This window comes from Castellaniella sp. FW104-7C03, from assembly GCF_040276085.1.
Taxonomy (GTDB): Bacteria; Pseudomonadota; Gammaproteobacteria; order Burkholderiales; family Burkholderiaceae_B; genus Castellaniella.
Window position 1 is genome coordinate 1 of sequence record NZ_JBELOK010000003.1, and the last position, 22,421, is coordinate 22,421.

Annotated in this window: 24 protein-coding genes; 10 read left to right on the top strand and 14 right to left on the bottom strand. The window is 61.3% G+C overall.

The window, feature by feature from the left end; genetic code table 11:
- Nucleotides 1-166: 166 nt before the first annotated feature.
- Genes ABS758_RS03995 through ABS758_RS04015 form a run of 5 tightly spaced genes read right to left on the bottom strand, consistent with a single transcriptional unit; the run spans nucleotide 167 to nucleotide 4,606 of the window.
- Entirely contained in the window at nucleotides 167-892 is a 726-nt protein-coding gene (locus ABS758_RS03995) for an amino acid ABC transporter ATP-binding protein (RefSeq protein WP_350380855.1), read from the bottom strand.
- 30 nt (nucleotides 893-922) lie between these two features.
- Nucleotides 923-1,603, bottom strand: a complete 681-nt coding sequence (locus ABS758_RS04000) for an ABC transporter permease subunit (protein ID WP_350380856.1) — start codon at nucleotides 1,601-1,603, stop codon at nucleotides 923-925.
- A gap of 9 nt (nucleotides 1,604-1,612) precedes the next feature.
- Nucleotides 1,613-2,350 carry an amino acid ABC transporter permease gene (locus ABS758_RS04005; protein ID WP_350380858.1) on the bottom strand — a complete coding sequence of 246 codons (738 nt, stop codon included), beginning with the start codon at nucleotides 2,348-2,350 and terminating at the stop codon, nucleotides 1,613-1,615.
- Nucleotides 2,347-3,276, bottom strand: coding sequence for a glutamate/aspartate ABC transporter substrate-binding protein (locus ABS758_RS04010; protein WP_350380859.1), 930 nt, complete (start codon nucleotides 3,274-3,276; stop codon nucleotides 2,347-2,349). Before ABS758_RS04010 ends, ABS758_RS04005 begins: the two co-directional genes overlap by 4 nt.
- A 40-nt stretch (nucleotides 3,277-3,316) precedes the next feature.
- The gene (locus ABS758_RS04015; protein ID WP_350380861.1) at nucleotides 3,317-4,606 is read right to left on the bottom strand and encodes a hypothetical protein; all 1,290 of its coding nucleotides are present in this window, start codon (nucleotides 4,604-4,606) and stop codon (nucleotides 3,317-3,319) included.
- A 146-nt stretch (nucleotides 4,607-4,752) separates the two neighbouring features.
- On the opposite strand from ABS758_RS04015, the gene ABS758_RS04020 reads away from it, so the two are divergent.
- The 4 genes from ABS758_RS04020 to ABS758_RS04035 all read left to right on the top strand — a co-directional run bounded on the left by ABS758_RS04020 (nucleotide 4,753) and on the right by ABS758_RS04035 (nucleotide 8,549).
- Nucleotides 4,753-5,718: a LysR family transcriptional regulator gene (locus ABS758_RS04020; RefSeq protein ID WP_350380862.1), complete on the top strand. Its 966-nt coding sequence runs from the start codon at nucleotides 4,753-4,755 to the stop codon at nucleotides 5,716-5,718.
- Nucleotides 5,715-6,104: a diacylglycerol kinase gene (locus ABS758_RS04025; protein ID WP_350380864.1), complete on the top strand. Its 390-nt coding sequence runs from the start codon at nucleotides 5,715-5,717 to the stop codon at nucleotides 6,102-6,104. The genes ABS758_RS04020 and ABS758_RS04025 overlap by 4 nt, the downstream gene beginning before the upstream one ends.
- Before the next feature lie 20 nt (nucleotides 6,105-6,124).
- The gene (gene pyrF, locus ABS758_RS04030; RefSeq protein WP_350380866.1) at nucleotides 6,125-6,946 is read left to right on the top strand and encodes an orotidine-5'-phosphate decarboxylase; all 822 of its coding nucleotides are present in this window, start codon (nucleotides 6,125-6,127) and stop codon (nucleotides 6,944-6,946) included.
- A 136-nt stretch (nucleotides 6,947-7,082) separates the two neighbouring features.
- Complete coding sequence (locus ABS758_RS04035) at nucleotides 7,083-8,549, top strand: GGDEF domain-containing protein (protein WP_350380868.1); 1,467 nt, start codon at nucleotides 7,083-7,085, stop codon at nucleotides 8,547-8,549.
- A gap of 3 nt (nucleotides 8,550-8,552) precedes the next feature.
- Here the strand turns inward: ABS758_RS04035 and ABS758_RS04040 are convergent, their stop codons facing one another.
- Genes ABS758_RS04040 through ftsY form a run of 7 tightly spaced genes read right to left on the bottom strand, consistent with a single transcriptional unit; the run spans nucleotide 8,553 to nucleotide 14,097 of the window.
- A complete protein-coding gene (locus ABS758_RS04040; RefSeq protein ID WP_350380870.1) occupies nucleotides 8,553-9,056 on the bottom strand; it encodes a CinA family protein in 504 nt (167 codons plus the stop codon).
- Entirely contained in the window at nucleotides 9,056-9,580 is a 525-nt protein-coding gene (locus ABS758_RS04045; RefSeq protein ID WP_350380871.1) for a phosphatidylglycerophosphatase A family protein, read from the bottom strand. The genes ABS758_RS04040 and ABS758_RS04045 overlap by 1 nt, the downstream gene beginning before the upstream one ends.
- Nucleotides 9,573-10,556 carry a thiamine-phosphate kinase gene (thiL, locus tag ABS758_RS04050; RefSeq protein WP_350380873.1) on the bottom strand — a complete coding sequence of 328 codons (984 nt, stop codon included), beginning with the start codon at nucleotides 10,554-10,556 and terminating at the stop codon, nucleotides 9,573-9,575. Before thiL ends, ABS758_RS04045 begins: the two co-directional genes overlap by 8 nt.
- 13 nt (nucleotides 10,557-10,569) lie before the next feature.
- The gene (gene nusB / locus ABS758_RS04055) at nucleotides 10,570-11,076 is read right to left on the bottom strand and encodes a transcription antitermination factor NusB (protein WP_350380875.1); all 507 of its coding nucleotides are present in this window, start codon (nucleotides 11,074-11,076) and stop codon (nucleotides 10,570-10,572) included.
- The gene (gene ribH / locus ABS758_RS04060) at nucleotides 11,045-11,578 is read right to left on the bottom strand and encodes a 6,7-dimethyl-8-ribityllumazine synthase (protein ID WP_350380877.1); all 534 of its coding nucleotides are present in this window, start codon (nucleotides 11,576-11,578) and stop codon (nucleotides 11,045-11,047) included. Before ribH ends, nusB begins: the two co-directional genes overlap by 32 nt.
- A gap of 15 nt (nucleotides 11,579-11,593) precedes the next feature.
- Nucleotides 11,594-12,778 (bottom strand): bifunctional 3,4-dihydroxy-2-butanone-4-phosphate synthase/GTP cyclohydrolase II, encoded by a 1,185-nt coding sequence (gene ribBA / locus ABS758_RS04065; RefSeq protein ID WP_350380878.1) that lies wholly within the window; start codon nucleotides 12,776-12,778, stop codon nucleotides 11,594-11,596.
- Between the two features lie 35 nt (nucleotides 12,779-12,813).
- Nucleotides 12,814-14,097 (bottom strand): signal recognition particle-docking protein FtsY, encoded by a 1,284-nt coding sequence (ftsY, locus tag ABS758_RS04070; RefSeq protein ID WP_350380879.1) that lies wholly within the window; start codon nucleotides 14,095-14,097, stop codon nucleotides 12,814-12,816.
- A 61-nt stretch (nucleotides 14,098-14,158) separates the two neighbouring features.
- Between ftsY and ABS758_RS04075 the strand changes: the two genes are divergently transcribed.
- Both ABS758_RS04075 and coaD read left to right on the top strand, forming a co-directional pair.
- Complete coding sequence (locus tag ABS758_RS04075; protein ID WP_350380881.1) at nucleotides 14,159-14,791, top strand: RsmD family RNA methyltransferase; 633 nt, start codon at nucleotides 14,159-14,161, stop codon at nucleotides 14,789-14,791.
- Nucleotides 14,788-15,300 carry a pantetheine-phosphate adenylyltransferase gene (gene coaD, locus ABS758_RS04080; RefSeq protein WP_350380883.1) on the top strand — a complete coding sequence of 171 codons (513 nt, stop codon included), beginning with the start codon at nucleotides 14,788-14,790 and terminating at the stop codon, nucleotides 15,298-15,300. The genes ABS758_RS04075 and coaD overlap by 4 nt, the downstream gene beginning before the upstream one ends.
- A 9-nt stretch (nucleotides 15,301-15,309) precedes the next feature.
- Here the strand turns inward: coaD and ABS758_RS04085 are convergent, their stop codons facing one another.
- Both ABS758_RS04085 and ABS758_RS04090 read right to left on the bottom strand, forming a co-directional pair.
- On the bottom strand, nucleotides 15,310-15,693 hold the full coding sequence (locus tag ABS758_RS04085; protein WP_350380885.1) for an MOSC N-terminal beta barrel domain-containing protein: 384 nt from the start codon (nucleotides 15,691-15,693) through the stop codon (nucleotides 15,310-15,312).
- Nucleotides 15,694-15,719: 26 nt separating this feature from the next.
- Nucleotides 15,720-18,305: an AsmA family protein gene (locus ABS758_RS04090; RefSeq protein ID WP_350380887.1), complete on the bottom strand. Its 2,586-nt coding sequence runs from the start codon at nucleotides 18,303-18,305 to the stop codon at nucleotides 15,720-15,722.
- Between the two features lie 296 nt (nucleotides 18,306-18,601).
- Between ABS758_RS04090 and ABS758_RS04095 the strand changes: the two genes are divergently transcribed.
- From ABS758_RS04095 to ABS758_RS04110, 4 genes are all read left to right on the top strand, one after another.
- Nucleotides 18,602-19,720: a Re/Si-specific NAD(P)(+) transhydrogenase subunit alpha gene (locus tag ABS758_RS04095; protein WP_350380889.1), complete on the top strand. Its 1,119-nt coding sequence runs from the start codon at nucleotides 18,602-18,604 to the stop codon at nucleotides 19,718-19,720.
- On the top strand, nucleotides 19,720-20,028 hold the full coding sequence (locus tag ABS758_RS04100) for an NAD(P) transhydrogenase subunit alpha part 2 (RefSeq protein WP_350380890.1): 309 nt from the start codon (nucleotides 19,720-19,722) through the stop codon (nucleotides 20,026-20,028). Before ABS758_RS04095 ends, ABS758_RS04100 begins: the two co-directional genes overlap by 1 nt.
- Nucleotides 20,025-21,461, top strand: coding sequence for an NAD(P)(+) transhydrogenase (Re/Si-specific) subunit beta (locus ABS758_RS04105; protein WP_350380892.1), 1,437 nt, complete (start codon nucleotides 20,025-20,027; stop codon nucleotides 21,459-21,461). Before ABS758_RS04100 ends, ABS758_RS04105 begins: the two co-directional genes overlap by 4 nt.
- Nucleotides 21,462-21,569: 108 nt before the next feature.
- Complete coding sequence (locus ABS758_RS04110; protein WP_350380893.1) at nucleotides 21,570-22,307, top strand: flagellar brake protein; 738 nt, start codon at nucleotides 21,570-21,572, stop codon at nucleotides 22,305-22,307.
- The last annotated feature ends 114 nt before the right edge of the window (nucleotides 22,308-22,421 follow it).

The window sequence follows — 22,421 nt, forward strand, 5'->3', positions numbered from 1 at the left end:
GCCTGAGTCCGGTTCAATACCGAAATCAGGCCTTGGCCACTTAACCCTCGACTGTCCAACTTTTGGGGGTCAGTTCACAAGGCGCATGCCCGGCGGGGTTTGTTTTTCTGCCGCAACCTTGTGCCGCAACCTTGTGCCGCAGCTCTTTGCCACAGCACAAGAAGAATCAATGGATGATTTTCTCCAGAAAATCCCGTGCGCGGTCGGATCGGGGCGCATTGAAAAACGCCTCAACCGTGTCGGTTTCGACGATTGTCCCGGCATCCATAAAGACGATCTTGTCGGCCACCTTGCGGGCAAATCCCATCTCGTGCGTCACGCACAGCATGGTCATGCCCTCTTGTGCCAGCTCCACCATCACGGCCAACACCTCGTTGATCATCTCTGGATCCAGCGCCGAGGTGGGCTCGTCAAACAGCATGACCTCTGGATCCATGCACAGCGAGCGGGCTATGGCCACGCGTTGCTGCTGCCCACCCGAGAGCTGGGAGGGATATTTTTGCGCCTGGGCGGACAGCCCCACGCGCTCCAGCAACGCCAAGGCCTTGCGCTTTGCCTCGGCCGGGGGCCGGCGCAGCACTTTCTCTTGCGCGATCGTCAGGTTTTGCAAGACCGACAGATGGGGAAAGAGCTCGAAGTGCTGAAACACCATGCCGATACGCTTGCGCAGGCTGGGCAGGCGGATATCGCCCGAGCGAATCGACTGGCCCTTGTACAAGATATCCCCTTCCTGAAACGCCTCCAGGCCATTGATCAGTTTGATCAGGGTGGATTTGCCAGAGCCCGACGGCCCGCAAAAAACAACGACTTCGCCAGCATTGACAGACACACTGCAGTTGCTGAGGGCCTGAAACTTGCCATACCATTTTGAAACATTATTGAGTTCAATCATCTCGGAATTCTCCGGGCAAAAATTTGAGGCTTATGCCTGACGCGTGCGGTGCTGCACCAGCTTGACCAGTGCGCTAAGAAGGGCGCAGATCGCCCAATACACAAAGCCTGCAAACAGCAGCATCTGCACCACTGTGCCGTCACGCTCGCCGATACGGACCGAGTTACTGAAGAAATCGCCCAGGGCAATCACATACACCAAAGACGTATCCTGGAAAATCACGATGCACTGCGTCAGCATGATGGGCAGCATCGCCCGAAACGCCTGCGGCAAAATGATGTGCCGAAACGACTGCAAAGCCGTCATGCCCAAGGCACGGGCAGCCTGAAACTGCCCAGCCGAAAGCCCCAGGATGCCGGCACGGATGATCTCGGCAAAAAAGGCAGCCTCCAGCATCGAGTACGCCACCATGGCCGATACCAGGCGGATATCGATGCTGGGCGAGAGATCAAACACTGCCTTGAGGATCTGCGGCACCACCAGAAAAAACCACAGCAGCAGCATCACCAGCGGAATCGAGCGAAACAGGGTGATGTAGGCTTGCGCACAGACATGCAGGCCGCGCACCTTGGAGACGGTTGCCATGGCCAGCACGGTGCCAAAGGCAATCCCGCAGGCAATGGCCACCAGCGTCACTTTAAAAGTGATCCAGGCACCCGCCGCCAAAATGGGCCACGCATCCAGCAATGAAGAAAAGTCAAAATACAGCATGGCTGGCTCCTATTCGCCCATCAGGCCTGGCCGCGCCGTCCAGCGGCGGATCAGGCTCATGATCTGAATAATCAGGAAATTAAGGACGACATACGCCAGTGTCACGAGGATGAAGGACTCGTAGGGCTGCGCGGTGTAATCCACCAGTTGCCGCGCCTGGCCGCTGAGCTCGAGCAACCCGATGGTGGAGGCCACCGCAGAGTTTTTGGAGATGATCAGAAACTCGGAGGTAAGCGGCGGCAAGATGCGCCGAAACACCTGCGGCAAAATAATATGCCGATAGGTTTGCACCAGGGTGAAGCCCATCGCCTGGCCCGCCTTTACCTGACCAATCGCCAGCGCCTGGATCCCGGCCCGCAATTGCTCGCAGATACGCGAACCCGTATATACACCCAGTGCCAGCACGGACGTGACAAAAAACTGGGTCATGGGCGCCGCACTTTTGATGGCATCGCCCAAAGAAACCGGCAGCAGCTCGGGCACCACAAAGTACCAGATGAAAAACTGCACAATCAGCGGGATATTGCGAAAAATGGACACATACGTGACACCCGCCACCCGGGGCGTACGCCCAGGCAGCGTGCGCATTACGCCAAACAAGGTGCCCAGCGCCAGGGCCAGGATCCACGCACAGAAGGTCAGTGCTGTTGTCAGCAAAAAACCGTGCAGGATCCAGCCCAGGTAGGTGCCGCCCTCGCCGGTGGCTACCGGCTCAAGCAGGACACCCCAGTTCCAGTGGTAATTCATTTCGCCTCAGGGTTGATCTTGTCGTTGGGCTGGGCAAACAAACGCTTCATGGCATCCGACATCGGGAAATCCAGATTGACCTGTTTGGGCGGGATCGGGGTCATGAACCACTTTTTATAGATCTCCGCACCCTGGCCCGAGGTTTCAACCTTGGCAATGGTCTGATCCACCAGCTGCTTCATTTGCGTATCGCCCTTGCGAACCATGCAACCGTAGGCTTCATAAGACTGCGGTGTGCCGGTGATGACGTAGTCTTGCGGGTTACGCGTTTTGGCGCGTTCTCCGGCCAGCAGCGCATCATCCATCATCATTGCCTTGGCCCGCCCGGTGGACAGCGTCAGGAAAGACTCGGAGTGGTCTTTGGCACTGATGATCCGCATGTCCATTTTTTCATCCACATTCAGCTTGCGCAAAATGATTTCGGATGTCGTGCCGGCGCCCACCACCACGGTTTGGCCCTTGAGGTCGCTGAAGTCTTTGATGCCGGAGTCTTTCTTGGCCAGCAGACGGGTGCCGATGATGAACAGGCTGTTGGAGAAAGCCACCTGCTTCTCGCGCGAGGCATTGTGCGTGGTGGTGGTGCACTCAAAATCGATGGTGCCGTTTTGCAGAAGCGAGATCCGGTTTTGCGAGGTAATCGGCAACCAGCGCACATTAAGGTTGGGCAGGTTCAGGGTTGTGCGCAGGTTATCCAGCACATGTTTGGTGAAGTCGATGGAGTAACCGATGGGTTGCTTGGCATCGTCATAGTAAGAGAACGGGATCGAGGCTTCACGAAAGCCCACCACCACTGTTTCATCGTTCTTGATTTTTTCCAGCGTGCCGGTGAAATCCGCGGCAAGGGCCAAGCCGGGCAAGAACCCGGCGATCAGCGAGGCAGCCGCCGCCTGGCGGGCAACTCCCGTGAGTGAAAAAGTGCGTTTCATGGTGTGTCTCCTGGTGTTGTGTTATTGGGCGTGTTGGGGATTAATCGGCATCAAGCAGCGCACTCACGTCGATGAGATACATCTGGCGTTGATGTTCATGCACAGAATCAATACAAACCTGCCGCCCGTCGCGGCTCCACCGCGGGTGCAGGTCGCAGCGGTTTTCCTTGCGCAAATCGGGGTCTGTATAAAAACTGCCTAAATCGTGACGCACCTGCTTGTCGCAGTCGTACAAAATCAGGATGCGTTCGTTGGTGTCGGGATCCGGATAGGTATCGGTCAGCAGCCAGCGGGTGTTTACCGGTGAAAACGTCATGTGGCCGTTTTCGGTAAGGATGCCTTTGCCGATGATCTCTACGCGGCCCTGGTCGGCATCCTCGTAGAGATGATAATGAATGCTGCCATTGTGGGGTGCCCAGACAATGATGTGGTGGTCATCCCGCCACAAGGGGTGCGAGATCTGGTATTCCGACTTCTCGTAATCGTAGGTGCCCACCGCATTGGGGTCAAAATCATCGGCCAGCTGCGGCAAGGGATGGTCCGAGCACTCCAGCAGCCGCATATTGCCGCCGTCCGGATCCATCGTGATCAGGCGATGCAAGAAGCAGGTTTCGTCCTCGACACGTTCTGTCCAGCGGTGCAGAAAGAGAACCCGCGATGAGGCCGGATTGATCTCGATGTGGCTGACCCAATGCAGGGCTTTGTCCATCGACGGGCGATGATGAAACCGGCGCAAGTCGGCATAGCTGACCAGCAAGGTGGTTTCGCCGCTTGCCAGGTCAATCGAATGGATGCCGTCGTCTTCCGGATACAGCGGCAAGTCTTGGCGCCGGCCGGTGGGCTCGCTGTAGCCGATGGTTTCGTGGGTGACATACAGGCGGCTGTAATCCACACTCAGCGCATAGCGGCTATTGGGCGCAGCTACGTAAATCGGGCAATCCAGGTAACGGGTGTTGCCGGTTTCAATATGGTGGATGGCCGAGCCAAAGCCGGGATACGGGCCCTGGGCAGACGCCCGGCGCACGTTGTAGATTATCTGCAAGCCATCCGCACCGTCCAGCCACTGCAGCTGGCAACCCATTTGCCAGTTCCAGGCGGTGGTCTGGCCACACACATGGTAGCGATCCTGATCCGCAGTATCAAAATAGCCCACCTCGGCCTGCAGATCCGGCGTGAGATCCGCCGTCATCATTTCCACCTGGTTGGCCAACACAAGACGGTCCGCCTTATCCCACACCGTTTTGTCGTAATAGCCAAAAAAATGATGCCGGGATCCGTCGCCAAGGCGGCGAACAGGGCAGAAGTGCGCAGAAGAAGATTGGAACGTCATGTCGGCGGGATCGTCAGAAAAAGAGGAAGCGTGAGGTCTTAAGCAACACAGGTTCAAACGATTATAGGGATCGACACCCATCCGGGATAATTCTATTTTCCGCCTATACTATTCAATATTGATATACATAATCCGAGTCTTTTTCTATGGCTAGATCTCTGAATTTCCAGCAGATTCAGGCGTTCAAGGCAGTGATGGAAACCGGCACCACCACGCGGGCCGCGCAGGTGCTGAACACCACGCAACCTTCCATCAGCCGCCGCCTGTCCGAGTTGCGCCTGGCCACCGGCCTGGAACTGTTCGATATCTATAACGGGCGGCTGCGGCCCACCCGAGAAAGCCGTCAACTGTACGAGTCTGTCCGGCGTCACTTCGAAGGCCTGGAAAAAATCGAAACCGCGGTGCACGTGCTGCGCAAATCGGGCACCGGTGTTTTACGCATTGGCAGCACCCCTACCCTGGCCGCAGGCCTGCTGCCTGACGTCATGGCCGAGTTCACCCGACAAAATCCCGAGGTCTACATCAGCCTGCAAACCTTCGGCACGGCGCAGCTGCGCGACTATCTCAGCCAGGGCCTGATCGATTTTGTGCTCACCACCGGACATATCGAAAACGCCGAGGTATCGTCCACCCGCCTGCTCAGCACCCAGGCCGTGTGCGTGCTGCCTTTGGGGCACCCCTTGGCCAGACAGCGCAGCCTCAGCCTCGAGCACCTGCAAGCACACCGCCTGGTGCTGCTGGACGATAACGATGACATCATGGTGGCCATGCGGGCCCGGCTGCGCGCCGGCAAGCGGCACGAAGACACCCTTGTCGAAACCAACTCCTCGCTTACCATCTGTGCCCTGGTGGCCGCCGGTGTGGGGGTGGGCGTAGTGAATCCGTTTGTGGCCAATACCTTTGCCGGGCAACTGGCCGTGCGAGAACTGCGCCCCGCCATCCCGGTGGATGTCACACTGGTGCGCTCGGTGGCCCTGGCGCCCTCAATGCTGGCCAACCGGTTTGTGGAACTCCTGACCCGACAAACCCTGCCCGACCCCATCAACAGCAATCGCGCCAGCGATCAGCAATCCTCTACAATGCATCCACCATCCACACCCACCACACCATGACCTCACCTTCTCCCTACAAAAGCACGGGCGGGCTGCAGCGCATTGTGCGGGCGTTTCGGTATTCCATGCAGGGCCTGGGCGCCGCCTGGCGCCACGAGGCTGCGTTTCGGCAAGAAACCGTACTGGCAGTCGTACTGATCCCGCTGGGCCTGTGGTGGGGCCATACGCCCCTCGAGCGCCTGCTGCTGACAGGCATGGTGGTGGGCGTACTGATTATCGAGCTGCTGAACTCGGCCATCGAAGCCTTGGCCGATGCCATCAGCACTGATCACCATCCCTTGCTGGGCCGCGCCAAAGACATTGGCAGTGCAGCGGTACTGCTGATGCTGCTGCTTACTGCCGCCACCTGGGCCTCCATACTGATTCCACGCTGGGTATCTGCCTAGCTTCCTGATTTCTCAAGACCATGACCCTACCCTTTACCGAAAAGCTGGCCCGCGCCTGGCACTACCAGGATTCTCAACTGATGGTGGGGCTGGATCCCGACCTGCGCCGGTTTCCCGCCGAACTGGCCGACCGCCCGGATGGCGTACTGACATTTTGCAAAGGGATTGTCGATGCCACCGCGCCCTTTGTGTGCGGCTTCAAGCCACAGATCGCCTATTTCGCGGCCCTGGGGGCCGAAGACCAGTTGCAAGACCTGTGCGACTACATCCGCACGCAGTACCCCGACCGGGTGCTGGTGCTGGATGCCAAGCGTGGCGATATCGGCAGCACGGCTACCCAATACGCCCGCGAGGCCTTCGAGCGCTATCAAGCCGATGCCGTCACCGTCAATCCGTACATGGGGCGCGACTCCGTCCAGCCCTATATTGATTACGGCGACCGCGGGGTCATCATTTTGTGCCGCACGTCCAACCCGGGCGGGGCCGATTTGCAGGACATGCGCCTGTCCAATGGCACGCCACTGTACCTGCACGTGGCCGACCAAGTCGCGCGGTTCTGGAACACCCAGGGCCAATGCGCGCTGGTGGTGGGCGCCACGTTTCCGGATGAAATCGCCCAGGTACGCCGCCGGGTGGGCGACATGCCGCTGTTGATCCCGGGCATCGGCGCCCAGGGGGGCGATATCCCGGCCACCGTGCGTGCCGGGCGCACGGCCCAGGGCACGGGGATGATGATCAACTCATCGCGCGCCATTTTGTACGCGCGCAACGACGAACAATGGGCACAAGCCGCCGGCCAGGCGGCACAGGCCACGCGCGATGCCATCCGCCTGGCTCTCTGACAACTGTTGCAAGAAAACAAAATTCTATGCAGAAAACGCATAGTTAGCGTTATCTACTTCTAACCACTACATAAGCCTCACCAAGATGTCTGGAAAGTATTACTGAAATTATTTGTTTCAGTAAAATCGACCGATCATGTCAGGCATTTTCTCCCGTAGCCAGTTTGGTACGCGACAACTGCTGCGAGTCGTTCCGATTGCAGTTATTGCATACTTGCTGATCGACATCAGTCTTATGCTCCGGCCCGCATTCGGGCCGGTGGGCTTCTGGCCGGCCACTGCGTTGCTGGCCGGGATGCTGCTATGCCTGCCCCGAAAACACCAATGCCTGGCCTGGCTGATGCTGGTGCCGGGTGTGCTGCTGGCCTACGGGCTCTGGTATCACAACGCGGCCTCCGGCCTGTTAAATACGGCAGTGGATCTCAGCGGGGTGTTTGTGGCCTGGTTTTTGCTGGCGCGTGTCTGGCGGCTGGAGCACCTTCGCACTCATCAAGCCATCACCAAGATCTTGGTGGCCAGCCTGGCGGCCTCGGCAAGTACCGCCCTGGCGGGCCTGCTGGTACACATTTGGCCGCAGGCGCCCCTGCGCACCGCCACCGAGGTACTGCTGCGCCAGTGGCTGGGCTACAGCACGCTGCTACCCGTATGCCTGCTGTGGTTTACCTCCCTAAGCAAGTACATACAGCACGACAGGCGCCATCATCGCACGCATCTCATCAAAGACGTCCAGTTTGTGCGCACGCCCTGGCCCATCCTCTTGCTGATATTGGCTGTCGCCCTGGCTATCGGCCTGGGCGGCCCCGGTGCGATTGCGTTCCCGATCCCGGCACTATTGCTCTGCGCATACGCCTACCAGCAGCAAACCACCGCCTGGCTGACGCTGGCAGCTGTCATGGGCGTGATGTTTGCGGATTCCCAGGAGTGGGGGCTGGTGCTGCCCAACGAGGGCTCAATCCTGGATCAGATCTCCTTGCAGATCGGCCTGCAGCTGATGGTGGCCACGCCACTGCTGGTATCGGGCTCTCTGGCGGCCCGCAACGATCTGGTGCTGGCCCTTAACCAAGCCCTGGATCACGACGACCTCACCCATGCCCTGGCGCGCCAGGCCTTTATCCGCAGCGCCACCGAATACCTTCAGCAATCACCCGCGGCCCCCCGTGGCAACGGCGTGGTGATGATGGATATTGATCACTTCAAAACCCTGAACGACAGCCACGGCCACGCAGCGGGCGACAAAATATTGAGAGAATTTGCACGGGCGGTGCACGATGCCATCCGCCCGGATGATCTGTTTGGACGCCTGGGCGGCGAAGAATTCGGGCTGATCCTGCCTGACACCTCTGCCGAAGATTGCCTGCAAGTGGCCGAACGCCTGCGCCACCGTATCGAAAGCATTCGTCTGTATCACAACAGCGACGAGCCGCTGCAAATTACCGTGAGTGTCGGGGTGGTGCATGATCGCCAGATGCCCGAAGCCAGCTTCAGCGCCTTGCTATCTACCGCCGATCAGGCCATGTATCTTGCCAAGCGTAATGGCCGCAATCAAGTCAAGCACCTGACCCCCGGCCAGATGCGTGACCTCAGCCCGGCACCCACGCTATAAATTTTATTTCTGGCGCAGGTTTTCTAGTGCCCATTGCAGGGCAAAGCGCACCGCAGCCAGGCGCACGGCCTCGCGGTTGCCCTCAAAGATACGGGTGATGGCCCGGGTAGTGATGCCCGCCGGGGCCCGCCGCGCAATGCCAAAGCACACCATGCCCACCGGCTTGCCGGGCGTGCCGCCATCGGGGCCGGCGATACCGGTGGTGGACAAGGCCAGGTGCGCAGCGCCCACCACCGCCAGCACGCCACCGGCCATTTCCATGGCGGTTTGTTCGCTGACGGCACCATGACGCTCGAGGGTGTCGGCCGACACCTGCAACTGCTGCACCTTGGCTGCATTGCTGTAGGTAACAAAGCCCTGGTTAAACCATTGGCTGGCCCCTGGGCACGCCGTAATGGCGCCCGCCAGCAAACCACCAGTGCAGGATTCGGCTGTGGCGCACCATTGGCCGGATGCCCGCAGTGCTGCGCCAAACTCGCCCGCCAGGGCCCGTAGATCACGATCCATCACAACACCCCCACGCGCAGCAGTATCGCCACCACCAGCAAAGTATAAAAGGCGGCAAAGATATCGTCGATCATCACACCAAAGCCGTTTTTACAGCGGCGATCCAGCACACTGACGGGTGGTGGCTTGAGGATGTCAAACACCCGAAACACCGCCACCCCCACCAGTTGCGACACAAACCCGGTGGGGATCAGCCACAACACCAGCCAGACGGCTACGATTTCATCCCAATTGATGCCGCCGTGGTCGGCCACGCCCAGTTGCTGATTGCAGCGTTGGGCCGCCCAGCAACCCAGCCCAAACGACAGCAGCAGCACCGCCGCCACCACGCTATCGGGCAATCCTTGCAGCAACACCACCCACAGCAGCCAACCCAGCAGCGTGCCCCAGGTACCGGGGCCCGGGTGGATCAAACCAGAGCCGAAGCCAAACGCCAGGATGCGCTCGGGGCGTCTAAATACCCAGGCGACGCTGGGGCGCAAGGATGGCTGCTTATCCGCGGGCGAGGCCTGTGGCTCAGCCATGATCCGGATTGTCGGAGAAGTGGTCGAAGCCGCGCCGGGTAACCGGGATCTCCTGGCCGTCGGCATCCAGCACACGCAGGCCCTGGCCACGACGCACCACGCCCACCCGCGACAAAGGCAGATCCAGCTGGCGCGACAGGATTTCGATTTGCTCGCGGCGACGCGTATGCGCGGTAAAACAAAGTTCGTAGGCATCGCCCCCCGCCAGCAGCGCATCCTGACGGATTTCGGGAGGCAGACCCTGCAACACGGGGTTGGGCGGCAAGGCATCCAGCCAGACATCGGCCGCGCACTGGCTGGCCTTGAGGATATGGCCCAGATCCTGCAACAGGCCGTCTGAAATATCGATGGCGGCATGGGCCACCCCAGCCAGATATCGTCCCAGCTTCAGACGCGGCGTTGGGCATTGCAAAAATGGCAGCGCTGCCTTGAGGCGGGCCGCATCAGCGGGCAACCGGCCCTGTGCCAGGCGCAAGGCAATATCGGCCGCACCCAGAGTGCCCGACACCCAGATATCGTCGCCCACACGGGCGGCATCCCGACGCAAGGCCTGATGGCGGCGCACCTGCCCCATCACCGTGATGCACAACACCACGCCGGGGGCCCCGCCGGTGGTATCACCGCCCACCAGTGGGCACTGGGCCTCTTGGGCAAGCGCGTGAAAGCCTTCGGAGAAGCTCTGCAGCCAGGTTTCGTCTACCCGTGGCAAAGACAGCGCCAGCGTGCAGGCCAGTGGGCGCGCGCCCATGGCGGCGAGGTCGGACAAATTGACAGCCAGGGCCTTGTGCCCCAGTTGCCGGGGATCGGCGTCCGGAAAAAAATGACGGCCTTCGACCAGCATGTCGGTGCTGACGGCCAGCTCGCAGCCCTGGGCCGGCGAGAGCAGCGCGCAATCGTCACCCACCCCCAGCATGCCGCTGGGTGCCGGACGCCGGAAGTAGCGCTCGATGAGATTGAATTCGCCTGCAGCCGTCATGGCATCACACGCCCTAGTGGCGCGTCGCAGACTGTATTTCGGTGCTGCGCACTTGGGCGGCCAGCTTATCGAGCACCCCGTTGACAAAGCGGTAGCCATCCGTGCCGCCAAAGGATTTGGCCAGCTCGACCGCCTCGTTGATGGCCACGCGGTAGGGAACCTCGAGGTGATGGATGAGCTCGAAGCTGCCAATCAGCAGCACGGCGTGCTCGATGGGCGAGAGTTCTTCGAGGGGGCGATCGATGTAGGGCACAAACTGCTGGCGCAGGGAATCGGCCTGGGTAGCCGCGCCTTGCAGCAGGGTTTGATACCACTGCGTATCAGCCTGGGCGAAGTCTTCGCCATCACGCACATGGGCGTCGATGGCGCCGAGCTCGCCTAAATCCTGGCCGCCGCGCAGCAACCACGCGTACACCCCCTGAAGGGCGAACTCGCGGGCCATGCGGCGGGCACTACGGGCGCCCGAGCGCCCGTTGCGTGCCTTGGCATCAGTCATCGACGTCCTCTTCGAAGTCGTCATCGTCATCGTCATCGTCATCTTCTTCGTCCTCGTCTTCGAGTTCGGGCTCGAGGGCAGACACCAGGTTGGCCATTTCGACCGCGGCACGGGCGCAATCGCGGCCTTTATCGGCGGCGCGCGCATTGGCTTGCTCGTCGGTATCAGCGGTAAGCACACCATTGGCCACCGGGATGCCGGTTTCGAGGGCAATGCGGCTGATGGCAGAGGCAGACTCGTTGCTGACGATTTCGAAGTGATAGGTTTCACCACGGATCACTGCACCCAGGGCAATCAGGGCGTCGAACTCGAAGGTTTCGGCCATGGTGGCCAGGGTAACGCCAAGCTCGAGGGCACCGGGTACGGTAACCACCATGACATCGCGCTCGTCTACACCCAGGGCCGCGAGCTCGTCGAGGCAGGTTTGGAGTTCGGCTTCGCCAACGGGGGCATTGAAGCGGGAACGCACGATGCCGATGTGCAGGCCTTCGCCGTTGAGATCGGGGGTCATCACATAAGGGTTCATAGTCGTGATTCCATATTAGTGAGAGGCGCCGGGAACGCCAGGTTCATTATGGTACCCCGTAATGGTCAGGGAAAACCCCGCCATGCTGGGCATTTTACGCGGACGCGCCAGCAAGCGGGCCTTGCCCACACCCAGATCGCGCAAAATCTGCGCGCCGATGCCAAATGTGCGCAAACCATGGCGCTCGCCATCAGGCACGGCCGGGGTGCTGGGGGCACCATCGGGGCTGCGCGCCCAGGCATCAAACTGGGCAAACAGGAGATCGGCCTCGCCATGGCAGTTAAGCAGCACCAGCACGCCACGGGGGGCGGCCGCAATGGTACGCAAGGCCTCGGGGATCGTCCAGCTGTGGCTGGTGGCACCTTCGCACAGCAGATCAAGCACGCTGGTGGGCTCGTGCACACGCACCAGGGTGTCGTGATCGGCCTGGATCTCGCCATGCACCAGCGCCAAGTGGGGGGCATCGGACGCCCGATCGCGGTAGGCCACGGCCTTGAATTCGCCCCAGGGGGTTGTCACGTTGCGCTCGACCAGGCGCTCGACCATGGTTTCGTGCTCGCTGCGATACTGGATGAGATCGGCAATGGTGCCGATCTTGAGCTGATGCGTCTGGGCAAACTGGACGAGATCGGGCAAGCGCGCCATCGTGCCATCGGGCTTGAGGATCTCGCAGATAACGGCGGCGGGGGTCAGCCCCGCCATGGCAGTGAGATCGCAGCCGGCCTCGGTGTGGCCGGCACGCACCAGCACGCCACCGGGCACTGCCCGCACCGGAAAAATATGCCCCGGCTGAACAAGATCGGCCGGGCGCGCATCGCGGGCCACGGCGGCCTGGATGGTGCGAGCGCGGTCGGCTGCGGAGATGCCTGTGGTGACGCCTTCGGCGGCCTCGATGGACACCATGAAATTGGTGCCGTAACGGGTGCCATTCTGGTTGGACATCACGGGCAGCTGCAGCTGCTCGCAGCGCTGCTGGGTAAGGGTGACACACACCAGGCCACGGGCGTGGGTAACCATGAAGTTGATGGCATCCGGGGTGACAAAATCGGCGGCCAGGACGAGGTCGCCCTCGTTTTCGCGGTCTTCTTCGTCTACAAGAATCACCATGTGCCCGGCGCGCAGCTCGGCCACGATCTCTTGCACGGGAGAAATTTCAAAAGGCGCGGCGGCGCTGGGCGCGCGCCCGGTATCGGTACTCATGTCAACACTGTCCAGATAAAGGGTTGAGAATCATTTTAACGACTCCCCAGCAAGGCCTCGGCAAATTCGGCCGCCACAAAGGGTTGTAGGTCTTGCATGGCTTCGCCCACGCCAATCCAGTACACCGGCACCGGCCGCACGCCCTGGCTGCCGGCCGCCACCGCGGCCAGGGTGCCACCCTTGGCTGTGCCATCCAATTTGGTGACGATCAGGCCTGTCAGGCCCAGGGCCGCATCAAAGGCACGGATTTGCGCCAGGGCATTTTGGCCGGTGTTGCCATCCACCACCAGCAGTACTTCGTGGGGTGCGCTGGGGTCGGCCTTGCTGATCACCCGCTTGATCTTTTTCAGCTCTTCCATCAGATGCAGCTGCGTGGGCAGGCGCCCGGCCGTATCCACCAGCACCACATCGGCCGAGCGCGCACGCCCGGCATTGACGGCATCGAAGGCCACGGCGGCGGGATCGCCGCCCTCCTGGGCGATCACGGTGACACCATTGCGGCTGCCCCAGGCCACCAGTTGCTCGCGGGCGGCCGCCCGGAAGGTATCGCCCGCAGCCAGCAACACACTGGCCTTGCGGGCCTGCAAGGCGTGGGCCAGCTTGCCAATCGACGTGGTTTTGCCCGCGCCGTTGACACCGGCAATCATCACCACCATCGGGGCGGCCTCGCCCACCACAAAGGGTTTTTCCAGCACCTTCAGGTGATTGGCCAAAATATCCTTGAGGGCATCGCGTACCGCCTCGGGCTGATCCAGCCGCTGCTTGCGCACGCGTGCACGCAAGGCCGCGATCAGGGTCTCGGTGGCATCCACCCCGGCATCGGCCATGATGAGGGCGGTTTCCAGTTCTTCGAATAGGGCCTCGTCTACCTTGACGCCCACAAACAGGCCACCCAGGCTTTGGCCGGTGCGCGACAGGCCACGGCGCAGACGCGACAGCCAAGAGCCGCCCCCGGCGTCGCCAGATGCCCGTGTCTCGCCTTGGTCCAGACGTGCCAAAGGATCGGTCTCCAGATCCATGGACGACCACGGGTCTGGTGGCTGGGTGATTGCCCCCCCGCGACTATCGTCCTGGACAGGCACCATGTCTTCCTGCGCATCCTCAGCCAGCCCGGCCCCGGAAACCGCCGGGATTTCGGTGGGGGCCACGGGCGCAACTTCGGGCAATGGCGGCTGACCAGCGCCGGTTGCCAGGGCTTCGGGCGGCAACTCGGTGGGCGCCACCGGTGCGATTTCAGGGGTGTCTTGCGTGATATCCGCCACCACGTCGGCGACAGGCGCCTCGGGGGAGGATTTCTTGCGTTTAAAGAAACTGAACATAGGCTTTAAACTGGGTAGTTTGGCGAGTGCCCAACGCCGCACCGATCTTGACGGGCTGCGCATGAAAAAACATCAGATCCGTATTGTAGGCGGTCAGTACCGTCGCACACCGATTTCCGTCATTGACGGTGATCACCTGCGCCCCACGCCCGACCGCGTGCGCGAAACCCTGTTCAACTGGCTGCAGCATTTTTGGGCCGGTGATTTTGCATCGCGACGCGTGCTGGATCTGTTTGCCGGCTCCGGCGCCCTGGGTTTCGAGGCCGCCTCGCGCGGGGTCGCGCTGGCTCAATTGGTCGAGCAAGCCCCCGGCACACTGGCCGCCCTGCGTGCCGTACAGGCCCGCCTGCAAGCACCAGCCATCCGCATCCATGCGGGCGACGCCCTGGCCTATTTGCAATCGCTGCCCCAGGCCTCGTTCGATCTTGTGCTGCTGGATCCTCCGTTTGGCGGCCAGTGGATTCAACGCCTGCAGCCACTGCTGGCGCGTGCGCTGGTGCCCGGCGGCCTGCTGTATCTCGAGTCCGAGACCACCGATATCACCTGGCCCGATACCTGGCCCCTGCTGCGCCAAGGTCGGGCCGGGCAGGTGCATTACGCACTGCGACAATTTGCTGCATTGCAAAAAACTGGCAATAATGGCTTTTCGGTGTCCCTGCCGGACATCTCTCACTCCCTATCGGAGAGCGCATGATTACTGCTGTCTACCCCGGAACCTTCGATCCCCTGACACGAGGTCACGAAGACCTCGTGCGCCGCGCGGCCGGCCTGTTCGACCAGGTGGTGGTGGGCGTAGCAGTCAGCCTAAACAAGAAACCGTTTTTCTCGGTGCAAGAGCGCCTGGAAATCGCCGAAGAAGTGCTGGGACACTATCCCAACGTGCGCGTGCGCAGCTTTGGCGGCTTGCTCAAGGATTTTGTGCGCGAGCAAGAAGCCCGCGTGATTGTGCGTGGCCTGCGGGCGGTATCCGATTTTGAATACGAGTTTCAGATGGCCGGCATGAACCGCCACCTGCTGCCCGAAGTAGAAACCTTGTTCATGACGCCCTCGGATCAATACCAGTTTATCTCCGGCACCATCGTGCGCGAGATTGCCATACTGGGCGGGGACGTCAGCAAGTTTGTGTTTCCCTCGGTAGAGCGCTGGCTGCACACCAAGGCCAAGGCCCTGCGCGAACAACGGGCCGCCAGCGGCGAAGCCTGAGCCCCTGTCTTACCGATCCGGCCAGGCCACAGCGCCGGCCTCGGGGTGCACTTTCAACAAGCGGCAGGGCTGGCCCAGGTAATCGGTAAACCACGCGGCCGCCAATTCGCCTTCATCGACAGCACGCACCGTCTGGTCAGACACCTGCGCAGTGGCCTCGACACTGGCGTCGTCCTCGATCACATCCAGCGGGATATCCAGACGCAGCATGCCCGGGGCACGCAACACCAGATAACCAAACCGCAGCTGCAGCTGCAGCTGTGCCAACGCCGGCGCCTGGCTGGCGTTCAGCCAGGCGTTCTGGGCATCCACCACCAGCCAGCGGCGGTCGTAGTCGGTGGCATCGGCCGCTGCGGGGGCGCCGGCAACGGGTTCGGTGTGGCTTGCATCCATGTGAAGATTCCTTGCGTCAGGGTTGATCAGTTACCCAGCAGGCCTTTCAGGGCCTTGCCAATGCGCTCGACAGGATCAGCCTGCGGCGCGGGTGTTTTACTGCCGGCGGCATCGCCGGAATCGGATTGCGGCAGGGCCTGCTCGATGGGATCATTACCTTTGATCAGGTCCATCAGGCCGGATTTGACTGCCCGCTGAATTGTCTGGTTGCGGATCACATCCCACTGCACACTGTAGCGGGGCTTATCCCAGGCCCCTTGAATCCGCACCGGAAACGTCACGCCGGCCAGGGCTCCCAGGGTGCCGGCCAGCGCCTTGGGCGGACGATTGGCCACCTGCGCCATCAACAGCACATCCAGTTGTTGCGCGGGTACATTCAGCGTGGCGGGCTTGCCCGCCGTCACCTTGAGCAGATCCGAATTAAGCGCCAGCTTGCTGATGGTACCCAAGCCGTTTTTAAAATCGACGCGGCCATCCAGCGTACTAAAGGTTGTACTGCGGCGCGGATCAAACGGCGAGGACACCGCATCCAGCCGGCCCTTGACGATATTGCCCAGGGCAACCGCCACCTCGGTAAGGGTTTGGGCCGCATCCACACCCTGGACCGCGCCATCACGCACCTGCCAGGCCACCCGGCCATTCAGGGTGGCGGCGGCACGTTTGGGCGTCAGCCCCTGGGTGGTGAGATCGATTTGTGCAGCCCCTTTGCCAGACAGCAGGTTTTTGCGCAACGCCGCCTGCAGCAAGGGCCCCACGGCAAGCTTATCCAGGTTCAGCTTAATGGCCAGTGATTGGTCGGCTGCCAGACGCAGCTGACCGGCCAGGGTGCCGTCGTACAGATGGGCCGACACTTTGGGCAGCGACAGCGCGTTATCCAGTATGCGCACCGGGGCTTCGAGCTGGGTGATCTGGATGTCGCGAAACCGCAGATCGCCAATCTGCACGGTGCCCTGGATGTCTTTGCCTTTAAGGAAAGAAAGATCCACCGGGGTTTCGGGGGCCGGCGCAGGGGCGGCAGCCGGTGCCACCGGAGTATCCCCCTTGCCTTTTTCCTGGCCGTCCGCGGGCGCCTTGGCGGCGTCTGTTGTGGCCACGGGCACCGGCATCCAGCGGTTCAGATCCAGCTTATCCACCTTGAGCGAAAACTGTGTCTGGGGCTGCGCCAGCCGGGTGGTGGTGGATTTAAGCGCTGCCTGGCTGCCATCCAGCACCGCATTAAGTTCGATATCCAGGGCGTCGCGCACCAGATCCAGGTGCAGGCTGCCAATCATGGGAAACTCGTTGACCGCCTCTTTGCTGGATTGATCACGCACGCTGACGTCGCCCTTGATGGCGGTAAACGCGCCTTTGCGCAGCATGGTGTTCCAGGACAGCGGCGAGGCCATCTTTACCTGCAGCAGCTGCTGGCCCAGGTTAAGGGCGCCATCCACGCTGACACTGCGAAACTGCCACTCGCTGGCATTGCCCGACAAGCCATCCAGGCCCAGCGACACCGCCAGGGTTTGGTCTCCGGTGGATTTAAGCGTGGCCGCGATGGGGTCGGCCTTGGCCGATTGCGGCGACACCGCCAGCGCCGGTGCATCCAGGGCAAGTTCAAGGTTGCGCCCCTGATCCTGCCCCGAGGCGCGCAGTGCCATCTTGGCCACCTTGAGCTCCATATTGCGCTGATCCAGCCGCAGCTGATCGGCGCTGAGGCTGGCTTTGACATCCTGCACCGGGTGTGGCCCGATGACATTGCCATTGATGGAGAGTTCCAGATTATTGGCGGCAAACTGGCGCTGGTTGCCCTGGTAGGCCAACGCCCCTTTAAGCACTGCATTGAGCTTGTCGAAGTTGCCCAGGCGGCCGGTAATCTGCACATTGATCTTTTGTGCCCCGTACGCTTTTTGGGCGGGATCCATCCGCAACAGGGCCTGGGCCTGCACCTGCGCGTTTTGCACGGGGTCATCGCCCGCCATCTTGGCTTTCAGCGAGACATCAAAGGGTTGGTCGTAGGTAACCCGCCCGGTATTGGCCTGGATGTCAGAAAATGTGGTGGCCAGGCCGGAGGCCTGATCCAGATAATGCAGCTGGCTGTCTTTGAGATCCAGCCCGGCAATGTCGATATTGAGGTCGCGGCGCTCATCGGGCTTGTCCAACAGCGTTTGCACCCCGGCAGCCATCGGCACCAGGGCCGCCGGCGCAGCGGCCGCCACGGCGGCCGGGTTTGCGCTGGATTCGATCAGGTCGGAAAAATTGAATCGCCCCTCTTTATCGCGCACCACCCAGGCTTTCAGGCCGGACACGGCCACGTGATCGACCACCAGCTGGCGTGACAGCAACGGCCAGATGGCCACTGCAAAACGCGTGCTGTCGATGGAGATGAAGGTATCCTTGGATTTGCGATTGGACAGCGTGACGTCGTCGACTGCCAGGCCGATGCGCGGAAACAGCGACAAACTGATGTCTCCGCCAATAGTAAGCGTGCGCCCGTATTGCTCAAACACCAGCTGCTCGAGCCGGGATTTGTATTCATTGGGGTTAAAGGTAAGCAAAAAGATGGCCAGCCCTACCACGGCCGCCAACAATAAGGCCACCAGGCTGAACAAGATCCGCTTCAACCAGACATTCATAATAAATCCCGCATTTCAGACTGCGCACTGCCGCCACACGTGCCGACAAACATATGAGATGCTAACCCATACAGGGGCGGCGGCGGGCCACAAGGGCATCTGTTTGGCCGCGTTTGTGTCGCAAAATATTGGCCAGGGTGATGGCACCCCGCCACACTATCGTTCTGGCTAATAAGCAAATCATGCTGCGATGATGCAGCTAAACCCAATTAACCGGTACCATAAATCAATTAATTCATAACAATTACCCAAGGAGACGCCATGCCCCAAGCCCGTCGCATTGTCCGGAGGCTGCCATGCAGATAGGTATTCCCCGCGAAACCCTGGCCGGCGAAACACGGGTGGCCGCCACCCCTGATACCGTCAAGAAGCTGGTGGCGGCGGGCCATCAGGTACTGATCGAGCGCCAGGCCGGTTACGCCGCCCGCTATCGCGATACCGACTACGAAGCCGCCGGCGCCACCTTGGGCGATGCGGCACAGGCCCTGGGCAGTGCGCTGGTACTGAAGGTGCGCCGCCCCACGCCGGCAGAGCTCTCGGCCATGTCCGCAGGCACGGTCTTGCTGGGCATGCTCGATCCCTTCGACATCGATGGCCTGCAAACCCTGGCCGACGCCGGGCTGACGGCCTTTGCACTAGAAGCCGCGCCACGCACCACGCGGGCACAAAGCCTGGACGTGCTGTCTTCGCAGGCAAACCTGGCAGGCTATAAGTCGGTGTTGCTGGCCACCCAATATTATGGGCGTATTTTTCCGATGATGATGACCGCAGCGGGCACGCTCAAGGCCGCCCGCGTGGTGGTGCTGGGCGCGGGCGTGGCGGGGCTTCAGGCCATCGCCACCGCACGCCGCCTGGGTGCGGTGGTCGAGGCCTCGGATGTGCGCCCCGCCGCGCGCGAGCAAGTGGAATCCCTGGGCGGCAAATTTATCGACGTGCCCTACGAAACCGACGAAGAGCGCGAAATCGCGCAAGGCACCGGCGGCTATGCCCGCCCCATGCCGGCCGCCTGGATGGCCCGCCAGGCCGCGCTGGTGGCCGACCGCTGCAAGCAGGCCGACATCGTCATCACCACGGCGCTCATCCCCGGGCGCCCGGCACCGGTGCTGATCCAGCCCGACACCGTCGAGGCCATGAAACCGGGCTCGGTGGTGGTGGATCTGGCCGTCGAGCGCGGGGGCAATTGCCCGCTGTCCGTGGCCGGCGAAGTCATCGACCACAACGGCGTGACATTGGTGGGGCTGACCAACCTGCCCGCCTTGCTGGCCACCGATGCCTCGGCCCTGTATGCCCGCAACTTGCTGGATTTCCTGAAACTCATCATCAACGCCGAAGGCCAGTTTGCCTTGCCGGCCGATGACGACATTATCAAAGCCTGCCTGGTCTGCCAGGATGGCACGCTGCTCCGGAGCGCCTAATGGAAGCCGTCAACCCAACCCTCATGAACATCATCATTTTCGTGCTGGCGGTCTACGTCGGCTTCCACGTGGTCTGGAACGTCACACCGGCGCTGCATACACCGCTGATGGCCGTCACCAACGCCATCTCCGCCATTGTCATCGTGGGCGCCATGCTGGCCGCCGGCCTTACCGATGGCGGCCTGGCGCAAAGCATGGGCGTGCTGGCCGTGGCACTGGCCGCCGTCAACGTCTTTGGCGGCTTCCTGGTTACCCAGCGCATGCTTGAGATGTTCAAGAAAAAAGAGCGCAAAGGAGGCCAGGCATGATTTCGGCCAACCTCGTTACGCTGCTGTATCTCGTTGCCTCGGTGTGCTTCATCCAGGCACTCAAAGGGCTTTCACACCCCACCACCTCGCGTCGCGGCAATCTCTTTGGCATGGTCGGCATGGCCATCGCCATCGTCACCACCGCTGCGCTGATCATCAGCCTGGCCACAGACGGCACCACAGGCCTGGGCCTGGGCCGCATCGTACTGGGCCTGCTGATTGGCGGCAGCGTCGGCACGCTGCTGGCACGCAAGGTCGAGATGACCAAAATGCCCGAGCTCATTGCCTTCATGCACAGCATGATCGGCCTGGCAGCCGTGGCCATTGCCGTGGCCGTGGTGGCCGAGCCCCACGCCTTTGGCATCGCCGCCCCGGGCGCGCCCTTGCCCACCGGCAATCGGCTAGAGCTTTTCATTGGCACCTTTGTGGGTGCCATCACGTTCTCGGGTTCGGTCATCGCCTTTGGCAAGCTGTCGGGCAAATACAAGTTTCGCTTGTTCAAGGGCGCCCCGGTGGTGTTTCCCGGCCAGCATATGCTTAACCTGGTGCTGGCCATCACCATGCTGGCCTGCGGCTTCTGGTTCATGGCCACGCAATCGTGGCTGCCCTTTGTGCTGATGGCGCTCATCGCATTTTTGCTGGGCGTGCTCATCATCATCCCCATTGGCGGCGCCGATATGCCGGTGGTGATTTCCATGCTCAACAGCTACTCGGGGTGGGCGGCCGCCGGCATCGGTTTTTCGCTTAATAATCCGATGCTGATCATCGCCGGCTCATTGGTGGGCTCGTCTGGCGCAATTCTGTCCTACATCATGTGCAGGGCTATGAACCGCTCGTTCTTCAACGTAATTTTGGGTGGTTTTGGTGCCGAGCCCTCGGCCGCGGGCCATGCAAACGCAGGCCAGCGCAGTGTCAAATCAGGCAGCCCCGACGACGCCGCTTTCCTCATGAGCAACGCCGAGTCGGTCACCATCATCCCGGGTTACGGCCTGGCCGTGGCGCGCGCCCAGCATGCGCTTAAAGAGCTTGCCGGCAAACTGGCCAGCCAGGGGGTCACCGTCAAATACGCCATCCACCCAGTGGCCGGACGCATGCCTGGACACATGAACGTCCTGCTGGCCGAGGCCGAGGTGCCCTACGATCAGGTCTTCGAGATGGACGACATCAACGGCGAGTTTGGCCAAACCGACGTCGTGCTGGTGCTGGGCGCCAACGACGTCGTCAACCCCGCCGCCAAAAACGATCCAGGCTCGCCCATTGCCGGCATGCCGATTCTCGAGGCCTACAAGGCGCGCACCGTGATCGTCAACAAGCGCTCGATGGCTGCCGGCTATGCCGGGCTGGACAACGAGCTGTTTTACATGGATAAAACCATGATGGTGTTTGGCGACGCCAAGAAAGTACTGGAGGACATGCTTAAAGCGCTGGAGTAAACCGTCACGGGTATTCCTGTATAAAAGGGGGCTTTTTTACCGGTTTGCCTGCCATTCTTATCGGATAGAATTCAGGCTAATCCACCCTTGCTTTTTTGCGCCCCCAACATGGCTACCCAAGAAGACGATCCGTACCTGGTATCCCAGGCCCTGGACATCCAGAATATTGTCCAAGGCCTGCTTAAGCAGCGCACTCTGGTGCGCATGGATATTCCTGGCCACGCGGTCTCCATCATCACCACCCTGCTCGAAGTCGACAGCAAGGCCAAAACCCTGGTGTGGGATAACGCCTCGGATGACGCCATCAACACGCAACTGCTGCGGGCGCCCGTAGTGCGGCTGCAAGGCATGCTAAAGCGCGTGATGATCGAATTTACCGGCCATCTGCAGCCCACCACCGAAGGCGGGCGGCCGGCATTCCTGATGCCCTGGCCCACACAGTTGCGGCGCATGCAGCGACGCGAATTCTTCCGCATGGATGTGCCTGCCAGCAACCCGGCCACCTGCACGCTTAAAGACCCCGCCTTGCCAGGTGGCCAGGCCACCCTGCCGCTGGCCAACATCAGCGCGGGCGGCCTGCAGTTTATCGACAAGCTCGACCTCCTCGCCCAGTACCCCACCGGCACGTTTTTTGACGACTGCACCCTCAATTTGCCCGGCACCGGCACGCTCACGGTTAATCTGCGGCTGCTGCGCCAAAATCATCTGCTGCAAGAAGGCGGCACCCCCCTGCTGATGGTGGCTTGCCGCTTTTTCAACCTGCCAGCCAACCGCGAGATCACCATCCAGCAGTACGTCAGCGCACTAGAGCGCGCGGTCCTGGCACGCCGCTGGGGCACCGAGTAATCCACCCGCTTGCGTGGCATTCCACGTGTAGCCACCCCGCTTCTACCCAGGCGTTCACACTGAAAACAGTGACGAAATCCCTCTAAATATATTAATTGCATATTTAGATCGGCT

Coding starts and splice junctions, on each gene's coding strand:
- ABS758_RS03995 (WP_350380855.1), bottom strand. CDS start 892: ATGATTGAACTCAATAATGTTTCAAAATGGTATGGCAAGTTTCAGGCC.
- ABS758_RS04000 (WP_350380856.1), bottom strand. CDS start 1,603: ATGCTGTATTTTGACTTTTCTTCATTGCTGGATGCGTGGCCCATTTTG.
- ABS758_RS04005 (WP_350380858.1), bottom strand. CDS start 2,350: ATGAATTACCACTGGAACTGGGGTGTCCTGCTTGAGCCGGTAGCCACC.
- ABS758_RS04010 (WP_350380859.1), bottom strand. CDS start 3,276: ATGAAACGCACTTTTTCACTCACGGGAGTTGCCCGCCAGGCGGCGGCT.
- ABS758_RS04015 (WP_350380861.1), bottom strand. CDS start 4,606: ATGACGTTCCAATCTTCTTCTGCGCACTTCTGCCCTGTTCGCCGCCTT.
- ABS758_RS04020 (WP_350380862.1), top strand. CDS start 4,753: ATGGCTAGATCTCTGAATTTCCAGCAGATTCAGGCGTTCAAGGCAGTG.
- ABS758_RS04025 (WP_350380864.1), top strand. CDS start 5,715: ATGACCTCACCTTCTCCCTACAAAAGCACGGGCGGGCTGCAGCGCATT.
- pyrF (WP_350380866.1), top strand. CDS start 6,125: ATGACCCTACCCTTTACCGAAAAGCTGGCCCGCGCCTGGCACTACCAG.
- ABS758_RS04035 (WP_350380868.1), top strand. CDS start 7,083: ATGTCAGGCATTTTCTCCCGTAGCCAGTTTGGTACGCGACAACTGCTG.
- ABS758_RS04040 (WP_350380870.1), bottom strand. CDS start 9,056: ATGGATCGTGATCTACGGGCCCTGGCGGGCGAGTTTGGCGCAGCACTG.
- ABS758_RS04045 (WP_350380871.1), bottom strand. CDS start 9,580: ATGGCTGAGCCACAGGCCTCGCCCGCGGATAAGCAGCCATCCTTGCGC.
- thiL (WP_350380873.1), bottom strand. CDS start 10,556: ATGACGGCTGCAGGCGAATTCAATCTCATCGAGCGCTACTTCCGGCGT.
- nusB (WP_350380875.1), bottom strand. CDS start 11,076: ATGACGACTTCGAAGAGGACGTCGATGACTGATGCCAAGGCACGCAAC.
- ribH (WP_350380877.1), bottom strand. CDS start 11,578: ATGAACCCTTATGTGATGACCCCCGATCTCAACGGCGAAGGCCTGCAC.
- ribBA (WP_350380878.1), bottom strand. CDS start 12,778: ATGAGTACCGATACCGGGCGCGCGCCCAGCGCCGCCGCGCCTTTTGAA.
- ftsY (WP_350380879.1), bottom strand. CDS start 14,097: ATGTTCAGTTTCTTTAAACGCAAGAAATCCTCCCCCGAGGCGCCTGTC.
- ABS758_RS04075 (WP_350380881.1), top strand. CDS start 14,159: ATGAAAAAACATCAGATCCGTATTGTAGGCGGTCAGTACCGTCGCACA.
- coaD (WP_350380883.1), top strand. CDS start 14,788: ATGATTACTGCTGTCTACCCCGGAACCTTCGATCCCCTGACACGAGGT.
- ABS758_RS04085 (WP_350380885.1), bottom strand. CDS start 15,693: ATGGATGCAAGCCACACCGAACCCGTTGCCGGCGCCCCCGCAGCGGCC.
- ABS758_RS04090 (WP_350380887.1), bottom strand. CDS start 18,305: ATGAATGTCTGGTTGAAGCGGATCTTGTTCAGCCTGGTGGCCTTATTG.
- ABS758_RS04095 (WP_350380889.1), top strand. CDS start 18,602: ATGCAGATAGGTATTCCCCGCGAAACCCTGGCCGGCGAAACACGGGTG.
- ABS758_RS04100 (WP_350380890.1), top strand. CDS start 19,720: ATGGAAGCCGTCAACCCAACCCTCATGAACATCATCATTTTCGTGCTG.
- ABS758_RS04105 (WP_350380892.1), top strand. CDS start 20,025: ATGATTTCGGCCAACCTCGTTACGCTGCTGTATCTCGTTGCCTCGGTG.
- ABS758_RS04110 (WP_350380893.1), top strand. CDS start 21,570: ATGGCTACCCAAGAAGACGATCCGTACCTGGTATCCCAGGCCCTGGAC.